This is a genomic window from Actinomyces sp. MRS3W, assembly GCF_032465695.1.
In the GTDB taxonomy this organism is placed as follows: Bacteria; Actinomycetota; Actinomycetes; order Actinomycetales; family Actinomycetaceae; genus Actinomyces.
Window position 1 is genome coordinate 1 of the sequence record NZ_JAWDJJ010000286.1, and the last position, 19,044, is coordinate 19,044.

The 19,044-nt window shown below is 68.0% G+C and carries 11 protein-coding genes, 1 tRNA gene and 1 pseudogene; 1 reads left to right on the forward strand and 12 read right to left on the reverse strand.

Features of this window, described 5'->3' with window-relative positions:
* From RWX45_RS10900 to RWX45_RS10950, 11 genes and pseudogenes are all read right to left on the reverse strand, one after another.
* Positions 1-1,724: pseudogene (locus tag RWX45_RS10900) on the reverse strand (hypothetical protein); the annotation flags it as partial.
* Positions 1,725-2,061: 337 nt separating this feature from the next.
* Positions 2,062-6,027 (reverse strand): DNA-directed RNA polymerase subunit beta', encoded by a 3,966-nt coding sequence (locus RWX45_RS10905; protein ID WP_316023745.1) that lies wholly within the window; start codon positions 6,025-6,027, stop codon positions 2,062-2,064.
* Positions 6,028-6,165: 138 nt separating this feature from the next.
* Complete coding sequence (gene rpoB / locus RWX45_RS10910) at positions 6,166-9,684, reverse strand: DNA-directed RNA polymerase subunit beta (protein ID WP_316023746.1); 3,519 nt, start codon at positions 9,682-9,684, stop codon at positions 6,166-6,168.
* 455 nt (positions 9,685-10,139) lie between these two features.
* On the reverse strand, positions 10,140-10,529 hold the full coding sequence (rplL, locus tag RWX45_RS10915) for a 50S ribosomal protein L7/L12 (protein ID WP_316023747.1): 390 nt from the start codon (positions 10,527-10,529) through the stop codon (positions 10,140-10,142).
* 81 nt (positions 10,530-10,610) lie between these two features.
* Positions 10,611-11,132 (reverse strand): 50S ribosomal protein L10, encoded by a 522-nt coding sequence (gene rplJ, locus RWX45_RS10920; RefSeq protein WP_316023748.1) that lies wholly within the window; start codon positions 11,130-11,132, stop codon positions 10,611-10,613.
* Positions 11,133-11,394: 262 nt separating this feature from the next.
* Positions 11,395-12,951 (reverse strand): OmpA family protein, encoded by a 1,557-nt coding sequence (locus RWX45_RS10925; RefSeq protein WP_316023749.1) that lies wholly within the window; start codon positions 12,949-12,951, stop codon positions 11,395-11,397.
* A gap of 350 nt (positions 12,952-13,301) precedes the next feature.
* Entirely contained in the window at positions 13,302-13,991 is a 690-nt protein-coding gene (gene rplA, locus RWX45_RS10930; RefSeq protein WP_316023750.1) for a 50S ribosomal protein L1, read from the reverse strand.
* 74 nt (positions 13,992-14,065) lie between these two features.
* A complete protein-coding gene (rplK, locus tag RWX45_RS10935) occupies positions 14,066-14,497 on the reverse strand; it encodes a 50S ribosomal protein L11 (RefSeq protein ID WP_316023751.1) in 432 nt (143 codons plus the stop codon).
* A 209-nt stretch (positions 14,498-14,706) separates the two neighbouring features.
* Positions 14,707-15,441, reverse strand: a complete 735-nt coding sequence (gene nusG, locus RWX45_RS10940) for a transcription termination/antitermination protein NusG (RefSeq protein ID WP_316023752.1) — start codon at positions 15,439-15,441, stop codon at positions 14,707-14,709.
* Positions 15,442-15,519: 78 nt separating this feature from the next.
* On the reverse strand, positions 15,520-15,756 hold the full coding sequence (secE, locus tag RWX45_RS10945) for a preprotein translocase subunit SecE (protein WP_316023753.1): 237 nt from the start codon (positions 15,754-15,756) through the stop codon (positions 15,520-15,522).
* Between the two features lie 94 nt (positions 15,757-15,850).
* Positions 15,851-15,923 (reverse strand) — tRNA-Trp (locus RWX45_RS10950).
* 213 nt (positions 15,924-16,136) lie between these two features.
* Here RWX45_RS10950 and RWX45_RS10955 point away from each other — a divergent pair.
* Positions 16,137-17,351, forward strand: coding sequence for a pyridoxal phosphate-dependent aminotransferase (locus tag RWX45_RS10955; RefSeq protein ID WP_316023754.1), 1,215 nt, complete (start codon positions 16,137-16,139; stop codon positions 17,349-17,351).
* Between the two features lie 30 nt (positions 17,352-17,381).
* Here RWX45_RS10955 and RWX45_RS10960 read toward each other — a convergent pair whose 3' ends face one another.
* Positions 17,382-18,857 (reverse strand): sodium:alanine symporter family protein, encoded by a 1,476-nt coding sequence (locus tag RWX45_RS10960; RefSeq protein ID WP_316023755.1) that lies wholly within the window; start codon positions 18,855-18,857, stop codon positions 17,382-17,384.
* Positions 18,858-19,044: the final 187 nt, after the last annotated feature.

Genomic DNA, 19,044 nt, shown 5'->3' on the forward strand with positions numbered 1-19,044 from the left:
GCCGGCGGCTCGGATGCGGGTGCGGACGGCACCGGCGTGACGGGCGCCGCGGGGGTTCCCGCCGACACAGGTGGCAACGGGGTGCCCGCGGAAGCGGCGTATGCGGCGGGAGTCGCGGCGCCGTCAGCAGGCGGCGCGCCCATGGCACCGACCGCGCTGGGTGCAGACGGTGCCGGAGGGGGCATCTGCGTCGTCGCCCGGTCCGGCTGTACTCGCCCGGCAACCCAGTCACGGACCGCAGGCGCACCGGCGCACAGCTGCAGGAGAGAGCCGGCATTGGCGTAGAGCCACGCGGGCAGCACCTCGGCCAGAAGGGACACGAGGAAGGCGAACACGGTGAGGGTCAGGCTCGACCACCAGGCGGGCCCGGCACTGGCCGAGGCATTCGTGCCCAGCACGTGCACGCTCACACGTACGGGTGCCACCAGGTGCAACACGATGATGCCGACGACGAACACCGCAGCGGGCAGCTGCCACACCCGTCTCATGTCGGCCGCGGCCAGCCGCGTACGTCGGGTTCCCACGCGGGCGGCGGCCGCGACGGCGATGATGAGCATGGCCACCAGCAGCAGGATCCACGCCGGGCCGGGAAGAGTCCAGGCAAACAGGTTGTCGGGGGCTTCGGGGAGATCGGCCATACCCACATCGGTGCCGAACGCGGATCCGGACGCCGACACCGCCCCCAGGGTGCCGAGCGAGGCCGCGTACACGATCAGGTTTCCGAGCAGGACCGGAATGAGGGGCAGCACCGCGGTGGCGTCATTGGCCAGGGCAAGGTAAATGTCCGCAATAATGCTCAGCACGCCCAGTACGACGCCGATCACCTGGGTGAGCGCTCCGAGTTCTCGCAGTACCTGGCGCATCGGATGCGGAAGCCGGGCCCCGAGCGCGGAACCCGCGCGGGCGCAGATGAGCGCACCGAAGACAATCAGCCACACCAGCACCAGGATCCAGCCTGCGGAGGCGCGCACGACCACTTGCTCCCCGGAGATCTCCGGCGCGAATGATCCCGTTCCCGTCACGAGGCAGGCGACGACGGCGACCACCGCCGCCTCCACGGCCGCACGCAACGCCGTCGACCCGAGGGGCGCCGCGGATCCGTCAACCGGGGCGCGACGGCGGGCGAGGAGGAACACGCCCACGGCAATGGCCACCAGCACCCCGAGCGGCAGGGCCGTGAGCCCCACCTTGCCGGACAGCGAGAAGCCCAGCCCCAGGAGATCGGTGTCAAGACGCGCTTGCAGACCGCCGCCGAGGCTGAATCCCATCGCCACCACAAGCATGCCCAAGGAGGTCGCCGCGCCCCCACCGCCGATCTCCACGGCCACCAGCAGCAGGACGGCGGATATGAGAGCGGTGCCGAGTACGACGGCGAGTGCGAGCCCGGTCGTCACCAGACCCGGTCCTTGCAGGAGCGACCTGAGCGCCGCATTGGCCCGGCCGGGGGCGGCGGGCAGCACTCCCGGCTGCGGGACGGCGTTGGCCCCGGACGGCGGCACGGGCGCCGCCGCTGGCGCGCTCGCCTGCTGCCAGGCGTTAGCCGTCGGCGCGCTGGTCACTGGTGGGGCGTCCGCCGGCGTGCCCGGCATGACGGTGTTGCTGGCCGGGGCTGCCTCGTCGTCGGCAGGAGGAGGCGGGGCCGCCGAGGCAGAGCCGCCGGCAGCCGTACGACGAGCGGCGAGGTAGGGATAGTCGGAGTCGGAACCTCCGTTGGTTTCAGGCATCGGGTCGGAGTTTCGGGATGGCGGGTAGTCGCTCATGAAATCCCCAGAGAGTTGGGAGACAGGTAACGGTGGGTCACCATGCCACGCGGTGACCGGCGTCGCAATCAAGGCGCGAAGTGTGAGACGCACCCCGGCATGAACGAGTCGTGACGCCCACGCCGACTCCGGGACTGATTCGGGAGCCGCGCGGAACACGCGGGCAGGCACGGACCGCAACGGAAGGGACGGCCGCGGTCCGCCTCCGCACGCCCCCGCGTTGCGTATAGACGCCACCACCCCGCAGGTAGCCGCGAAGCCGAACCTACGGGGTGGTGGTGAGACAGTCAGAGCCGCGGGCTCAGAACTGGAAGTCCTCCGAGGAGGAGTTGAATCCGGTGCGGAAGTCATCGGAGAAGTCCGCGCGGAAGTCGCCGCCGAAGGAGAAGTCGTCCAGGGCCACGGAGTCGCCGACGTTGAACATGTCGCCGCCGGCGTAGCCGGCCCGGGAGAAGACCTCCGCCTTGACCTCTTCGGTCGGCTCCACCTCGATGTCCGAGTAGCGAGCCAGCCCGGTGCCGGCGGGGATGAGCTTACCCAGGATGACGTTCTCCTTGAGGCCCAGCAGCGGATCCGACTTGCCGCTCATGGCGGCCTCGGTGAGCACGCGGGTGGTCTCCTGGAAGGAGGCGGCGCTCAGCCACGAGTCGGTGGCCAGCGAGGCCTTGGTGATACCCATGAGCTCGGTACGGGCGGAGGCGGTCTTGCCGCCCTCGGCCATGACGCGGCGGTTCTCCTCGCGGTAGCGGGAGACGTCCACCAGGTCACCCTGCAGCAGGTTGGTGTCACCGGTGTCGAGCACGGTCACGCGACGCAGCATCTGCCGCACGATGACCTCGATGTGCTTGGAGTGGATGTCCACACCCTGGGAGCGGTAGACCTCCTGAACCTCGTCCACCAGGTGACGCTGGGTGGCGCCAACGCTGCGCAGACGCAGGATCTTCTTGGGGTCGACCGGCCCCTCGGTAAGGGCGTCGCCCGGCTCCACGTGGTCGCCGTCCACCACCAGCAGCCGCTGCCGGCGCGAGACCGGGATGACCAGGTCTTCCTCGCCGTCGTCACGCGTGATGACCAGGCGCTTGCCGTCGGCGTCGTCCTCGAGCTTGAGGGTGCCGGCAGCCTCGGCAACCGCGGCCTCACCCTTCGGGGTACGGGCCTCGAAGAGCTCCTGGACACGGGGCAGACCCTGGGTGATGTCGGCGGCACCGGCCGCACCACCGGTGTGGAAGGTACGCATGGTCAGCTGCGTGCCGGGCTCACCAATGGACTGGGCGGCGATAATGCCGACCGCCTCGCCGATGTCAACGCGCTTGCCGGTGGCCAGGGAACGGCCGTAGCAGGCAGCGCAGGTACCGACGGCGGAGTCGCAGGTGAGCACGGAGCGGCAGACGACTTCCTCGATGCCGGCGTCGATGGCCTTGGTAATGGCAACATCGCCGAGGTCGGTGCCGGCCTCGATGATGACGTTGCCGTCGGCGTCCACCGCGTCACGGGCGAGAGTGGTGCCGAAAACGGTGGTCTCCAGGATGTCGGAGACCTCCTTGACGCGCTCGCCGTCGACCTCCTTCCAGGTGAACAGCCGCTTGGTCAGGCCCTTGCGGGTGCCGCAGTCGTCCTCACGGACGATGACGTCCTGGGAGACGTCCACCAGACGCCGGGTGAGGTACCCGGAGTCGGCGGTGCGCAGTGCCGTGTCGGCCAGGCCCTTGCGGGCGCCGTGCGTGGCGATGAAGTACTCCAGGACGCTCAGGCCCTCGCGGTAGTTGGACTCGATCGGCCGCTCAATGAGGCGCTGCTTCGGGTCCGCCACCAGGCCGCGCATGCCGGCGAGCTGGCGGATCTGGTCCCAGTTACCGCGTCCACCGGAGGCCACCATCTGGTAGACGGTGTTGCGCTGCGGGAAGTTGGCGCGCATGGCCTCGGCCACCTCGGCGGTCGCCTTGGTCCAAATGTCGATGAGCGACTTGTAGCGGTCCTCCTCGGTGAGGGCACCAAGCTCGAACTGCTCCTCGATCTCGGCAGCCTCGGCCTCGTAGCGGGCGAGGATCTCCGGCTTGGAGGGCGGGGACACGACGTCGGCGAAGGCCACGGTCATACCCGACCAGGTGGACCAGTGGAAGCCGTTGGCCTTGAGTGCGTCCAAGCAGGCGGCCACCTCGACTCGCGGGTAGGACTCCGCCAGGGTGTTGATGATGTTGCCCAGCTTCTTCTTGTCAACCGTGTAGTTGACGTAGGGGAAGGACTCGGGCAGCGCCGTGTTGAACAGGGCCCGACCCAGCGACGTGCGCAGCGTGATCGGGTCGCCCTCGCTCCAGCCCGCGGGGGCCTGCCAGCCCTCGGGGGCGGTGATGCCCTCTTCGAAGCGGATGTCGCAGGCGGCGTTGACGTCAAGCTTGCCGAAGTCGTAGGCCATGACCGCCTCCGCGTAGGAGGAGAAGGCCGGGACGATCGGCTCGCCGTGCGCGTCGGTCTCCACCGGGAGCGCCGGGTCGGGCTCCTGGGTGAGGTAGTAGGTGCCGATGATCATGTCCTGGGAGGGCATGGTCACGGGGCGCCCGTCGGAAGGCTTGAGGATGTTGTTGCTGGAGAGCATGAGGATGCGGGCCTCGGCCTGCGCCTCGGCGCCCAGCGGCAGGTGCACGGCCATCTGGTCGCCGTCGAAGTCGGCGTTGAAGGCACCGCACACAAGCGGGTGCAGCTGGATCGCCTTGCCCTCAATGAGCTGCGGCTCGAAGGCCTGAATGCCCAGGCGGTGCAGCGTGGGGGCGCGGTTGAGCAGCACCGGGTGCTCCCGGATGACCTCCGCCAGCACGTCCCAGACCTTCGGGTTGGCGCGCTCGACCATCCGCTTAGCGGCCTTGACGTTCTGGGCCTCCTTGAGCTCCACCAGCCGCTTCATGACGAAGGGCTTGAACAGCTCCAGGGCCATCTGGCTGGGCAGACCGCACTGGTGCAGCTTGAGCTGCGGGCCGACGACGATGACGGATCGTCCGGAGTAGTCCACGCGCTTACCCAGCAGGTTCTGACGGAACCGGCCCTGCTTGCCCTTGAGCATGTCGGACAGCGACTTGAGCGGGCGGTTGCCCACGCCGGTGACCGGACGGCCGCGGCGGCCGTTGTCGAACAGGGCGTCGACGGCATCCTGCAGCATGCGCTTCTCGTTGTTGACGATAATCGTCGGAGCGCCCAGGTCCATGAGCCGCTTGAGGCGGTTGTTGCGGTTGATGACGCGGCGGTAGAGGTCGTTGAGGTCGCTGGTGGCGAAACGACCACCGTCGAGCTGCACCATGGGCCGCAGGTCCGGGGGGATGACCGGAATGTTGTCCAGCACCATGGCCTCGGGCGCGGTACCGGTCATGCGGAAGGCGTTGATGACCTTGAGCCGCTTGATGGCGCGGGTCTTGCGCTGGCCGGTGCCGCTCTCGACGATCTCCGCCAGGGAGGCGGCCTCCGCCTCAAGGTCGAAGGTACGCAGGCGGTCCTGGATGGCCTCGGCCCCCATGGCGCCCTTGAAGTAGATGCCGTAGTCCGCGGCCATGTCGCGGTAGAGCACCTCGTCACCCTCGAGGTCGCCGACCTTGAGGGACACGAAGCGGTCCCACACCTTGTCCATGTGCTCCAGCGTGCGGGTGTTCTTACGGCGCAGGGAGGCCATCTCGCGCTCGGCGGTCTTGCGGGCCTTGTCCCGCTGCGCCTGCTCGGCGCCCTCCGCCTCGAGCTGGGCGAGGTCCTCCTCGAGGCGGCGCTGGCGGGCCTCGATGTCGGCCTGTCCGGCCTCCTCGACGTGCTTCTTCTTCACCTCGAACTCGTTGCGCAGCGAGGGCAGGTCGTCGTGGCGGGCCTCCTCATCCACCTCGGTCACCATGTGGGCGGCGAAGTAGATGACCTTCTCCAGGTCCTTGGGGGCCAGGTTGAGCAGGTAGCCCAGGCGCGAGGGGACGCCCTTGAAGTACCAGATGTGAGTGACGGGCGCGGCCAGCTTGATGTGAGCCATGCGCTCACGGCGCACCTTGGAGCGAGTGACCTCAACCCCGCAGCGCTCACACACGATGCCCTTGTAGCGCACGCGCTTGTACTTGCCGCAGGCGCACTCCCAGTCGCGGGTGGGACCGAAGATCTTCTCGCAGAAGAGTCCGTCCTTCTCCGGCTTGAGGGTGCGGTAGTTGATGGTCTCGGGCTTCTTGACCTCGCCATGCGACCAGGACTTGATGTCCTCGGCGGTCGCAAGGCCAAGCTGGATCCTGTCGAACACGTTGGCGTCGAGCACAGTTCCTACTTCCGAATCAGAGTGGTCAGCTCAAAAGTCTTGTGTGGGGTACCCGGTGCCGCGGTTCCACGGCGGCACGGGGCCCGTTGGCCGCCGGGAGGGGGCCGCCTGGCGGCACCTCCCCCCGGGGCTCTGGGGTCAGATCTCGTCGACGGTCACGGCGCTTCCGCCGGGGCGGCGGCCCAGGTCGAAGCCGAGCTCCTCGGAGGCACGTCGGCCGTCGTCGTCGGTGTCATCCAGTCCAATGGCGTTGCCCGCCGCGTCGAGCGCCTCGACGTTCAGGCACAGCGACTGCATCTCCTTCATGAGCACCTTGAAGGACTCCGGGATGCCGGGCTCGGGAATGTCCTCGCCCTTGACGATGGCCTCGTAGACCTTGACACGTCCGTTGACGTCGTCGGACTTCACGGTGAGCAGCTCCTGGAGGGCGTGGGCGGCGCCGTAGGCCTCCATGGCCCACACCTCCATCTCACCGAAGCGCTGGCCACCGAACTGCGCCTTACCGCCCAGCGGCTGCTGGGTGATCATCGAGTAGGGGCCGGTCGAACGGGCGTGAATCTTGTCGTCGACCAGGTGGTGCAGCTTGAGGATGTACATGTAGCCGACCGAGATCGGGTACGGGAACGGCTCTCCGGAGCGACCGTCAAAGAGCCGCGCCTTGCCGTCGGGCTGAACCAGCTGGATGCCGTCCCGGCTCGGCAGGGTGGAGTCGAGCAGGCCCATGAGCTCGTCGTCGCGCACACCGTCGAACACGGGGGTGGCCACAGGGGTCCTGGGCTCGGCGCGCACACCGTTCTCGGGTAGCCGCTGTGCCCAGGCCTCACCGGCCTCGCGGGCGGCAGAGGCGTCCCAGCCGCGGGAAGCGACCCAGCCCAGGTGCAGTTCCAGGACCTGGCCGACGTTCATACGGCTGGGCACACCCAGCGGGTTGAGAATGACGTCGACCGGGGTGCCGTCGGCGAGGAAGGGCATGTCCTCTACGGGCAGGATCTTGGAGATGACACCCTTGTTGCCGTGGCGGCCGGAGAGCTTGTCGCCGACTGTGATCTTGCGGCGCTGCGCGATGTACACACGCACCATTCGGTTGACGCCGGCCGGCAGCTCAGCGTCCTCACTGGCGGCGTCGAATTCGCGTACGCCGGTGACGATGCCGTACTCGCCGTGCGGGACGCGCAGCGAGGTGTCGCGCACCTCGCGGGCCTTCTCCCCGAAGATGGCGCGCAGCAGACGCTCCTCGCTAGTCAGCTCGGTCTCACCCTTGGGGGTCACCTTGCCGACGAGGATGTCACCGCTGCGTACCTCAGCACCGATGCGGATGATGCCGCGCTCGTCAAGGTTGGCCAGCGCCTCCTCGGAGACGTTGGGGATATCGCGAGTGATCTCCTCGGCGCCCAGCTTGGTGTCGCGGGCGTCAACCTCGTGCTCTTCAATGTGGATCGAGGTGAGGATGTCCTCGGCGACGACGCGCTGGGACACGATGATGGCGTCCTCGTAGTTGAGGCCCTCCCAGCTCATGAAGGCCACCAGGAGGTTCTGCCCGAGGGCGAGGTCGCCCTCGTTGGTGGCGGGGCCGTCCGCCAGAACGGAACCGACCTCAACGCGCTCCCCCTCGGTGGCCACAACCCGCTGGTTGTAGCAGTTGCCCTGGTTGGAGCGGCGGAACTTGGCGACCTTGTAGACGGTCTCGGTGCCGTCGTCGTTGGCCACGCGCACGAAGTCGGCGCACACCTCGGTGACCACACCGCCCTTGGACGCGACCAGCACGTCGCCGGCGTCGACGGCGGTGCGCCGCTCCATGCCGGTGCCCACCAGCGGGGCATCGGGACGGATGAGCGGCACGGCCTGACGCTGCATGTTGGCGCCCATGAGGGCGCGGTTGGCATCGTCGTGCTCGAGGAAGGGGATGAGGGAGGTACCCACCGACACCATCTGGCGCGGGGAGACGTCCATGAGGTCGACCTGCGAGGCCGGCACGAGGGCGGGCTCGCCGCCGGTGACGCGGCACAGCACGTGGTCCTCGGCGAAGTGGCCGTCGCTGGTGAGCTCGACGTTTGCCTGGGCGATGACGTGACGGTCCTCGTCGTCGGCGGTGAGGTAGTGGGTCTCGTCGGTGACCTGGCCGTCACGCACCACGCGGTAGGGGGTCTCGATGAACCCGAAGGGGTTGATGCGCCCGAAGGTCGCCAGTGAGCCGATGAGGCCGATGTTCGGGCCCTCGGGGGACTCGATGGGGCACATGCGCCCGTAGTGGGAGGTGTGGACGTCACGGACCTCCATGGAGGCGCGCTCACGCGACAGGCCGCCGGGGCCGAGTGCGGACAGGCGCCGCTTGTGGGTCAGGCCGGCCAGCGGGTTGTTCTGGTCCATGAACTGGCTCAGCTGGCTGGTCCCGAAGAACTCCTTGATCGCGGCCGTCACGGGCCGGATGTTGATGAGGGTGTTCGGGGTGATGGCCTCGACGTCCTGGGTGGTCATGCGCTCGCGCACCTGACGCTCCATGCGGCTCATGCCGGTGCGCACCTGGGACTGGATGAGCTCGCCGACGGCGCGGATGCGGCGGTTGCCGAGGTGATCGATGTCGTCGTACTCGACGGCGATGTCGACGATCTCCCCGTCGCGCAGGCCCTCAACGGTCTCGGCGCCGGCGTGCAGGGCGAGCAGGTACTTGATCGCCGCGGTGATGTCCTCGATGCGCAGCACCGACTCGTTCAGATCCGCGCTCAGGCCGAGCTTCTTATTGATCTTGTAGCGGCCGACCTTGGCCAGGTCGTAGCGCTTGGCGTTGAAGTAGAAGTTCTCCAGCAGGGTGCGGCCGGCCTCGACGCTCGGCGGCTCACCGGGACGGATCTTCTTGTAGATGTCCAGCAGGGCCTCGTCCTGGGTGGAGACCTTGCGGTCCTCATCCAGAGCGGTGGTCAGCGCCGGGTAGTCCTTGAACTCCTCGCGGATCTCGGCCTCCTCCAGGCCCAGGGCCAGAAGGAAGACGGTGATGTCCTGCTTGCGCTTGCGGTCGATGCGCACGGCCACGCGGTCGTTCTTGTCAACCTCGAACTCCAACCAGGCGCCGCGCGAGGGGATGAACTTGACGTTGTAGACGTACTTGTCCGAGGCCTTCTCGGTGGTGCGCTCGAAGTACACGCCCGGGGAACGCACGAGCTGGGAGACGACGACGCGCTCGGAGCCGTTGACGATGAAGGTGCCTTTGTCGGTCATGAGCGGGAAGTCGCCCATGAACACCGTCTGGGACTTGATCTCACCGGTGGTGAAGTTCTCGAAGTCCGCGACCACGTATAACGGCGCGGAGTAGGTGAGGTCCTTCTCCTGGCACTCCTCAGCCGTGTACTTCGGTTCTTCGAAGCGGTGGTCGTGGAAGGATAGGGCCATGGTCTCACCGAAGTCCTCAATCGGCGAGATCTCATCGAAGATTTCCTCCAGACCGGAGGTCTCCGGCAGCGAGCCCGGACGCGCGGCGTTGGCGGCATCCACGCGGGCGCGCCACTTCTCGTTGCCCACGAGCCAGTCGAAGCTCTCGGTCTGCAGGGCGAGAAGGTTCGGAGCCTGCATCGGCTCGGCGATCTTCGCAAAATTGATACGACGCGACGCGGTGCGTGCGGCGATGTCAGCAGCAGTTGGTGCAGAGGTGCGCGAGGCAGCCAAAGGGGATCCTTCCCTCATCTCGGGGATCACTCTGCGTACGCTGCGGCACGGGTCCGGCAGGCCGCTCCCCCACAATAGTTCCGGCTGGTCGGGCCGGACGTCGGGCAGAGCCATTGGGGCCAGTACACACAAGGTACGCGAAGAGCTAGCCTACACGGCCACCCCGCCTGGTTCCACGGGAGGACGGCATTTCTCCTTGCGATTCCCACCACAATCCTCCATACTGCCCTGCCGCCGCCCGCCCCTTTCACCGAAACCGGCACTTGTAACGTGCCGAAACCGGCACTTATGACGTACCGAAACCGAGCGATATGGCATCCGGGCGTCCTGGCCTCTGACGAGGGCAGCCCGTCGGGGACGGAACACGGCGTCGCCCCGACCGCACAGTGGCGATCGGGGCGACGCGAGGGCTGAGAAGATCCCCTACCGCTGGTTAAGCGGCGTCGGGGACGGACTCACTTGAGGGTGACGGTGGCGCCGGCGCCCTCGAGCTGAGCCTTGGCCTTCTCGGCGGCGTCCTTGGCGGCGCCCTCGAGGACGGCCTTGGGAGCGGCCTCGACGAGGTCCTTGGCCTCCTTCAGACCGAGGGAGGTCAGGGCGCGCACCTCCTTGATGACCTGGATCTTCTTGTCGCCAGCGGCCTCGAGGATGACGTCGAACTCGGTCTTCTCCTCCTCGGCGGCGGCCGGGGCGGCACCACCGGGGGCGGCGACGGCGACGGCGGCCGCCGGAGCAGCGGCGGTCACGTCGAAGGTCTCCTCGAAGGCCTTGACGAACTCGGACAGCTCGATGAGGGAGAGCTCCTTGAAGGCTTCGATGAGCTCGTCGGTGGTCAGCTTCGCCATGATGGGCGTTCCTTCCTGGAAAAGGGGTCCTGCACTGTCTTCAAGCGCAGGGTGATGATGGAGTGTGGTGGCGCCCGCGGCTCAGGCCGCGGTCTCCTGCTTCTCACGCAGGGCGTCGACGGTGCGGACCGCCTGGGAGGCGGGCGCGACGAAGAGGTACGCAGCCTTGGACAGGGACGCCTTGACGGCGCCCGCGGCCTTGGCGAGCAGCACCTCGCGGGACTCGAGCGAAGCGAGCTTGTTGACCTCGTCGGCGCTCAGGGCGTTGCCGTCCATGACGCCGCCCTTGACGATGAGGTTCTTGTTGTCCTTGGCGAAGTCACGCAGTGCCTTGGCGGCCTCAACCGGCTCACCGGTGACGAATGTCAGCGCGGTGGGGCCCTTGAGGTCATCCACAATCGCGTCAAGGCCAACCCGACGGGCGGCGATGGCGGCCAGCGTATTCTTCGCCACGGTGTACTCGGCGTTGCCGGCGAGCGAACGGCGCAGTTCCTTGAGGTCGGCGACGCTCAGCCCACGGTACTCGGTGAGCAGAACGGCGTTGGCCTCACGGAATTTGTCCGCCAGCTGTGCCACAGCCGCGTCCTTCTCAGGCCTTGCCATGGGCCCTCCTTCCGTGGTCTGCCGCAGGTTCCCACGCTAGAAAAGCCCCGCGCCGGTGGGCACGGGGCTCATATCCGAGTGCGGGAGTGCCGCGAGCTCGGTCTGACTCGTTCTCACCTGCGCCGGCTCCGCTTGACGCGGACTTGGCCCCGCTTGCGCGGGAGACCTGCGGTCTTTGGCGGCGCCCACGATACAGGGTCGTCCACCCCGCTCCGCAAGCCCGCGAGCCGGTAGGCGGCCGTGCGATCGGTCACGCCGCGCCTCAGCCCGCGATCACGGGCACGTCCGTCAACCGCCAAGGGTAGGCGGTGTCCTCCTCGGCGGTGGTGGAGCCCGGGTGGTCGACGACGACGGTGTCCTCACCCGTATCCGGCCAGACGACGCACACCGCAGCCTCCTCCCCCTTGCCCAGCGTGTCTGTGAGTTCAAGCTCGGTCAGTGCCCGGTGGGCGCTCGCGCCTTTGAGGAGGTAGTCGACCGGATAGATGCGGTCGGAGCCGGACAGCAGGGTGAGTCCTCCGGCGGAGAAGACGCTGGTCAGGCCACCGAGCTCGCCGCGCGCGTTGGCGAGCACAGCACCCGGGTCGTTGACCCAGCCGACGCTGAGAGCGGAGCCGGAACCGCCCTGCCCGCCCTTAAAAAGGAGCCGGCCGAATAGCAGCCCCTCCCGGCGCGTGACCTCTTCCAGCGTGACGAGAACCTGCCCGGCCGCATCGACGGCGTCGACCGTCACGCCGGCGGGACCCCGCCCCTCGGGGCCGGCGGCCTGCGGCAGCGGGCTGTTGGTGTCGGAGCGGCTCAGGGCACCGTCGGTCCCGCCGGTGGGGGCGATGACAATCTCGACGCGCCGGTTGGCCTGCCGGTGCTCATCGGAGTCGTTGTCGACCTTGGGTTCGGTCTCGCCTTTACCGGAAACGGCGACGTTCCAGCCGCTCAGATCGGTCAGCTCCCCTAGCCGGTCGGACACCGCCTGGGCGCGCTGCTCAGAGAGGGTCTGGTTGTGGGCGTCGTCGGCGACGTCGTCGGTGTGGCCGACAATCTCCAGGTCGCCGCCGTCGTACCCGGCGATGGAGTCGGCCACGCCCTGAAGGACGGCGTCGGCGGACAGCTCGGCCGAGTCGGAGGCGAAGGTGACGTCACTGGAGAGGTCAACCGTGGTCTGGTCGTCGGTGGTCAGGCCGGACGAGGAGCCGTCGAGGGCCTCGGCATAGCGTTCGAGCGGCACCGGCTCGCGCAGCGGCCCGTAGGGCGTGGCGGCCTCGACGATCGCGTCCACGTCGAGCTTGGGGGCGCCGTCGGCGTCATCATCCACCACCGGCACCTCCGCGAAGCCCACGCCGGCGAGGAAGACCGTCACCGCCTCAACGTCAACCGGGCCGAAGGTGGCGCGCAGGTCCTGGGCGTCGCCGGGTTGGAGGTCGGCGAATACGCCCTCCAGGCTGGTGGTGGACCACAGCCGCGATCCGGCCGTGTCAATGAGCCGCAGGGGTTTGTAGTCGGCGACGGAGGACAGCAGCGAGCCGATGAGGCGCTCGCCGACGTTCACGGCGGTCGTGGAGCTCTCGGCCAAGGCGGCGTGGATGGGCAGGATGGCAAGTTCTTCGCCCTGGTGGGTGGTGCGCACCAGTGGCCCAACGGCGAGCGTGAGGTCCTGGCCGTTCAGGGTCGTTTCCATACTCACCGCCTGCGTGGCCGACGGCGTCGCGGTGCCCGTTGCCGCGGGAGCGGTGCTCGGGGAGACCTGCACCACCGGCGGCGTCCGGTCCTTGCCACAGGCGGCCAGGGCGCCGAGGCCGGCGAGCGCGGGCAGGGAGATCACCGCGCGACGGGACGGGCGCGGAATGTGCGCCTGCCTGTTCCCCGTCCGCGAGTCTTGTCGCAAACGCACCAACAACCCTCCCTTTCTTCAGCCGGCCTGCCACCACGACGGCGTGTGCGCCAGGTTACCCCGATCGCGTCCCGGTAACGCCTCGTCAGGCCGCACCCTACCGTGCACAGATCTGTGTGCGCCCTGCCGGGTGCCCGCACCAGTTCAGCCGGCCGCACCGGCCGTGCAGCGCAACGATGCGACCCGGAAAGAACACGGCGGGCCGGCTCCCCGTGAGGGGCCGACCCGCCTGAGTTCAGTCGCCGGTGACGCCGATGCGGCGTCTCCGGGCGGCAGCGCGGTCAGAGCTTGGCGACATCCAGGGGGATGCCGGGGCCCATGGTGGTGGCCATGGTGGCCTTGAGAATGTAGCGGCCCTTGGAGGCGGACGGCTTGAGCCGCAGCACCTCGTCCAGCGCGGTCTGGAAGTTCTCCGCCAGCTGCTCCTCGGTGAAGGAGGCCTTGCCGATGATGAAGTTGAGGTTGCCGGAGCGGTCGACGCGGAACTCGATGCGACCGCCCTTAATGTCGGAGACGGCCTTGGCCACGTCCATGGTGACGGTGCCGGTGCGCGGGTTGGGCATGAGGCCACGGGGACCGAGCACGCGGCCCAGGCGACCAACCTTGCCCATGAGGTCTGGGGTGGCGACGGCGGCGTCGAAGTCGGTGTAGCCGCCCGCCACCTTGGCGATGAGCTCGTCGCCGCCAACCTCGTCGGCGCCAGCGGCGATGGCCTGCTCGGCCCGCTCACCCTGTGCGAAGACCACCACGCGGGCGGTCTTGCCGGTGCCGTGCGGCAGGGACACGGTACCGCGCACCATCTGGTCCGCCTTGCGAGGGTCGACGCCCAGGCGAAGGACGACGTCCACGGTGGAGTCGAACTTCGTCACGGTGGTTTCCTTGGCCAGCTTGACCGCCTCCGCCGGGGTGTAGAGGATCCCGGACTGAATCTTCTCCGCGGCGGCGCGGTAAGCCTTGCTGCGCTTTGTCATCTGCTTCTCCTTAGCAGTCGTGGTGAACGGGCCGCGCAGGCCCTTCCACGCGTATGGGTGTGAGGGGCCGGGGCTCAGGCCTCGACGGAAATGCCCATGGAGCGGGCGGTGCCGGCGATGATCTTCGCGGCGGACTCGATGTCGTTTGCGTTGAGGTCGCGCAGCTTGGTCTCGGCGATCTCACGCACCTGGGCCTGGGTCAGCGAACCGACCTTGTCCGTGTGCGGGGTTGCGGAGCCCTTGGAGACGCCGGCGGCCTTCTTAATGAGTTCTGCCGCCGGGGGCGTCTTCGTCACGAAGGTGAAGGAGCGGTCCTCGTAAACCGTGATCTCCACCGGGATGACGTTGCCGCGCTGGGACTCGGTCGCAGCGTTGTAGGCCTTGCAGAACTCCATGATGTTGACACCGTGCTGACCGAGCGCAGGGCCGATCGGCGGGGCGGGGTTGGCCTGGCCGGCCTGGATCTGGAGCTTAATCAGCCCGGCGACCTTCTTCTTAGGAGCCATGGGTAACTTGGTCTTTCTTGTCCGGAATGCTGCACACCTGCCGTGCAGCGAGTGAGTACGTATCCATACGTGCGCACACGCATGGGCACGCGAGCGCCCATCTTAAACCCGCGTGCGGCCCCGTGAGGCACCCGGTGGGCGGTCTCACAGGGGTGATGGGCCGACCGCGCCCGTTCCCCGACCAACCCGGCCCGGGAACGGAGCAGCCGTCAGATCTTGGCGACCTGGTTGAAGGCCAGTTCGGCCGGGGTGTCACGGCCGAACAGGGAGATGAGCACCTGAAGCTTCTGGGTGTCGGGGTGAATCTCCGCGATGGTGGCGGGCAGTGACTCGAAGGGGCCGTCGGTGACAATGACCGACTCGCCCACCGAGAACGCAACCTCGTAGACCTTGCCGCCGGCCTCGACCTGCGTGCCGGCTCCCTCCTCGGGCGCGGCCGCAGCGGCGGTGGCGCGTTTGGCGGCAACCTCCTGTGGGGTGGGGCCGAGCTGGGAGACGGCTTCCTCGAAGGTCAGCGGCACCGGGTCATAGCGGTCGCCGACGAAGCCGGTGACCGCCGGGGTGTCCTTGATGGTGCGCCACACCTGGTCGGAGGTTTCGGGGTCGTCCAGGTCCATGCGCACGAACACGTAGCCGGGCAGGCGGACCCGCGAGACCTCCTTCTTCTTGTTGCCGTTCTTGATCTCGATCACCGTCTCCATGGGGGCGACGGCGTCGAAGACGTAGTCCTCAAGCTCGAAGTTCTCCGCGCGAGCCATGATGTCCGCGGCGACGCGGCGCTCATAGCCGGAGTAGGTGTGCAGCACGTACCACTCGCCGGGCAGCGAGGACATCTGCTGGCGGAACTCCTCGACCGGGTCGGCCTGCTCCGGCTGCGCCGACGGGTTCTGCTCCACGACGTCGGCGGCGACGTCGAGCTCCTCGGGAACGTTCTCCTCAGACACGGTGTTTCTCTCTCCTCGGGCTTCTCAGGCTGAATCTAGCGGCGACGGCTGACATCGGTAACGAGTGGAAGATGGCGGTCAGGCGAAGGCCCACATGACGAGCCGGTCGAAGACGGCGTCAAGGACCCCGGTGAAGAGCATGATCGCCAGGATGAAGACGACTACCACCGCGAAGTAGGTCCACAACTCGTTCCGCGTGGGCCACACCACCTTGCGGAGTTCGTCGGCGACCTGGCGGAAGTACAAGGCGATACGGGAGAAGATGCCACGCCTCTTCTCCCGCCCGCCTTTGGCGGCGCTCGCGCTATCGCTCATGCTCTCGTGATCCTCGGGGTTGACGGTCCGACCATGCCCTGACGGGCGAGAAGACGGAGCCGACGGGATCTCCCGACAGATCCGCCGTTCTCAGCAGGGCAGGCGGGACTCGAACCCACAACCGCCGGTTTTGGAGACCGGTGCGCTACCAATTGCGCCACTGCCCTTCAGCGGCCTCCAATCTTGCCACACCGATCGACGATTGCGGAACTCCACGCCCGTGGGCTGCGCCACGTCGTCGCTACCGTCACGGCGGCGCCATCTCGCATGTGGCGCCGTTCACCTGCGGCTCCCGCCCTGGCACGTGAAACCGCTCACCACCTCGCGCCGTATGCCGGAACGGCGGGGCCGCCCGGCACGCGGCGTGAGAATATCGGGACGTGAGTACTGCACCTAGGAGTCGTGTCTCCGCCCGCCTCGCTGCCATCTCCCCCTCGGCCACCCTCGCCGTTGACGCCAAGGCCAAGGCCCTGAGGGCCGCAGGCCGCCCGGTCATCGGATTCGGCGCGGGCGAGCCGGACTTCGCCACCCCGGACTACATCGTCGCCGCCGCCATCACCGCCGCCACCGACCCGGTCAATCACAAGTACTCCCCCGCTAAGGGATTGCCGGAGCTGCGCGAGGCGATCTCCGCTAAGACGCTGCGCGACTCCGGATACTTGGTCTCCCCCGATGACATCCTCGTCACCAACGGTGGCAAGCAGGCCGTCTTCCAAGCGTTCGCGGCGCTCATCGACCCTGGCGACGAAGTCCTCATGCCCACCCCGATCTGGACTACCTACCCGGAGGTCGTCGCCCTGGCCGGCGGCACCACGGTCCCGGTCTTCGCCGGCCTCGACCAGGATTACAAGGTGACGGTGGAGCAGCTGGAGGCCGCCCGCACCCCACGCACCAAGGTTGTGCTCCTGTGCTCGCCGTCGAACCCGACGGGCGCGGTCTACACCGCTGCTGAACTCACCCACATTGGCCAGTGGGCGCTGGAGCACGGCATCTGGATCGTCACGGACGAGATCTATGAGCACCTCTTGTACGACGACGCCCAGCCGGCCCATATCGTGGCCCTGGTCCCGGAGCTGGCAGACCAGGCCATCGTCCTCAACGGGGTTGCCAAGACCTATGCCATGACCGGCTGGCGCGTGGGCTGGATGATGGGCCCCTCCGACGTCATCAGGGCCGCCGCCAACTTCCAATCGCACCTGACGAGTAACGTCGCCAATGTGTCGCAGCGCGCGGCCATCGCCGCTGTCTCCGGGGACCTGTCCGCCGTCGCCAAAATGCGCAACGCTTTCGACCGCCGTCGGCAGCTGATCGTCTCCATGCTCTCCGAGATCGACGGTGTCGAGGTACCTATGCCCAAGGGTGCCTTCTACGCCTACCCGAGCGTCGAGCAACTCCTGGGCAAGTCGCTGCGCGGGCACACCATCGACTCCTCGGCCACCCTGGCCGATCTGCTGCTGGAGTACGCCGAGGTGGCAGTGGTCCCGGGCGAGGCCTTCGGCCCTTCGGGCTTCCTGCGCATGTCCTACGCCATGAGCGACGACGCCATCACCGAGGGCGTCGGCCGCATGCAGCAGCTGCTGGCGGAGGTGAATTAGGCAGGCCGGCGGGAGCCGCTTCCCCGGCTGTCAGGCCGCGGCGTCCTCGGGGATGGAGGTGAACTCCTCGCCGGGACGGCGCAGATGCGGATCCTGCTCCAGGTAGGCCTTGGTCTCGCGGGCGATGAGACCGGACAGCAGCACCAGGCCAATGAGGTTGGGGATCGCCATGAGGCCGTTGGCAATGTCCGCGAAGGTCCACACGTCGTCGAGGCTGGTGACGGTTCCCAGGAAGATGAGAACCGTGAAGAACAGGCGGAAGGGCAGCACGCCGTGCACGCCCACCAGCCGCTCCACGCAACGCTCGCCGTAGTAGGCCCACCCCAGGATCGTTGAGGAGCCCAGGAATACGAGTGAGACCGACACGATGTAGTGGCCCCAGTCGCCGGGCAGGCCGGTGGTGAAGGCGGTGGCGGTCATGGTGGCCGGATCATCCCCGGTCCAGGCGCCGGTGGACAGCACCACCAGTCCCGTGCAGGTGACGACGATGAAGGTGTCGATGAAGGTCTGGGTCATGGACACCAGGCCCTGACGCGCCGGGTGGTTGGTCTTGGCGGCCGCCGCAGCGATGGCGGCCGAGCCCATGCCGGACTCGTTGGAGAAGATGCCGCGTGCCGCACCGAACTTCAGCGCCATGAGCATGGTGGATCCGGCGAATCCCCCGGCAGCACCATGGCCGGTGAAAGCACCAGAGAACACCATGCCGAGCGCCGCGGGGATGGCGGAGGCGTTGACGGCGAGGATGTAGAGGCAACCGCCGACGTAGAAGGTGATCATGAGCGGCACGAAGGCCGCCGTCACCTTCCCGATCGACTCGATGCCGCCCAACAGCACGCCACCGATGGCGATCGCCATGAGTATGCCGACCAGCGCCGGGTCCGCTCCGAAGGAGTGCTCGAGCTGCGCGGCCACCGAGTTCGACTGCGTCATGGAGCCGATGCCGAAGCAGGCCAACAGCGTGGAAATGGCGAAGAATACCGACAGCACCGTCCCCAGCCGCCCCTTGATCGCATGCTGGAGGTAGTACTGGGGGCCGCCGGATTTCTGCCCGTTGCCATCCGTGGTGCGGAAGCGGACCGCGAGGAAGGCCTCGGAGTATTTCGAGGCCATGCCGAAGAACGCCGTCACCCACATCCAGAACAGGGCGCCGGGGCCACCCAGGTGGATGGCGGTGGCCACGCCGATGATGTTGCCGACTCCGACCGTTGCGGCCAGCGCCGTCGTCAGCGCCTGGTAGTGGGAGATGTCCCCCTCGGCGGTGTTGGTCTCGCCGTCGCTGCGTTCGAGGAAGGCGAAGCGCAGCGCGGGCAGAACCTTGCGCAGCTGCACGCCGCGCAACCGGATGGTCAGCCAAATCCCCGTGCCCAGCAGCAGCGGGATGAGCAACCAGGGCCCCCATAGGAAGTTATCGACGGCGGTCAGGGTCTCACTGAAATTGGCCGGGCGCGCCGAGGACGCCGCAAGACCAGTGGGGGTGTTTGTGGACAGGAGCACAGCGGGAGACATGGGAAGCACGGGTTCTGCCTTTCCGCCGGCGGGCACCGGCGCGGCCATAGCGTAGGCGCACCCCCGGTTGCGGCCGGCTTCCCGTCCACAACGTGGTAGCCGCGGCCCCGCTGGCGGCCAGGACGCGCCCCGGGCTCAGTGCGCGCCGCGGCGGGCCTGAATCTCCCGGGCCTGCGCCAGCCAGGAC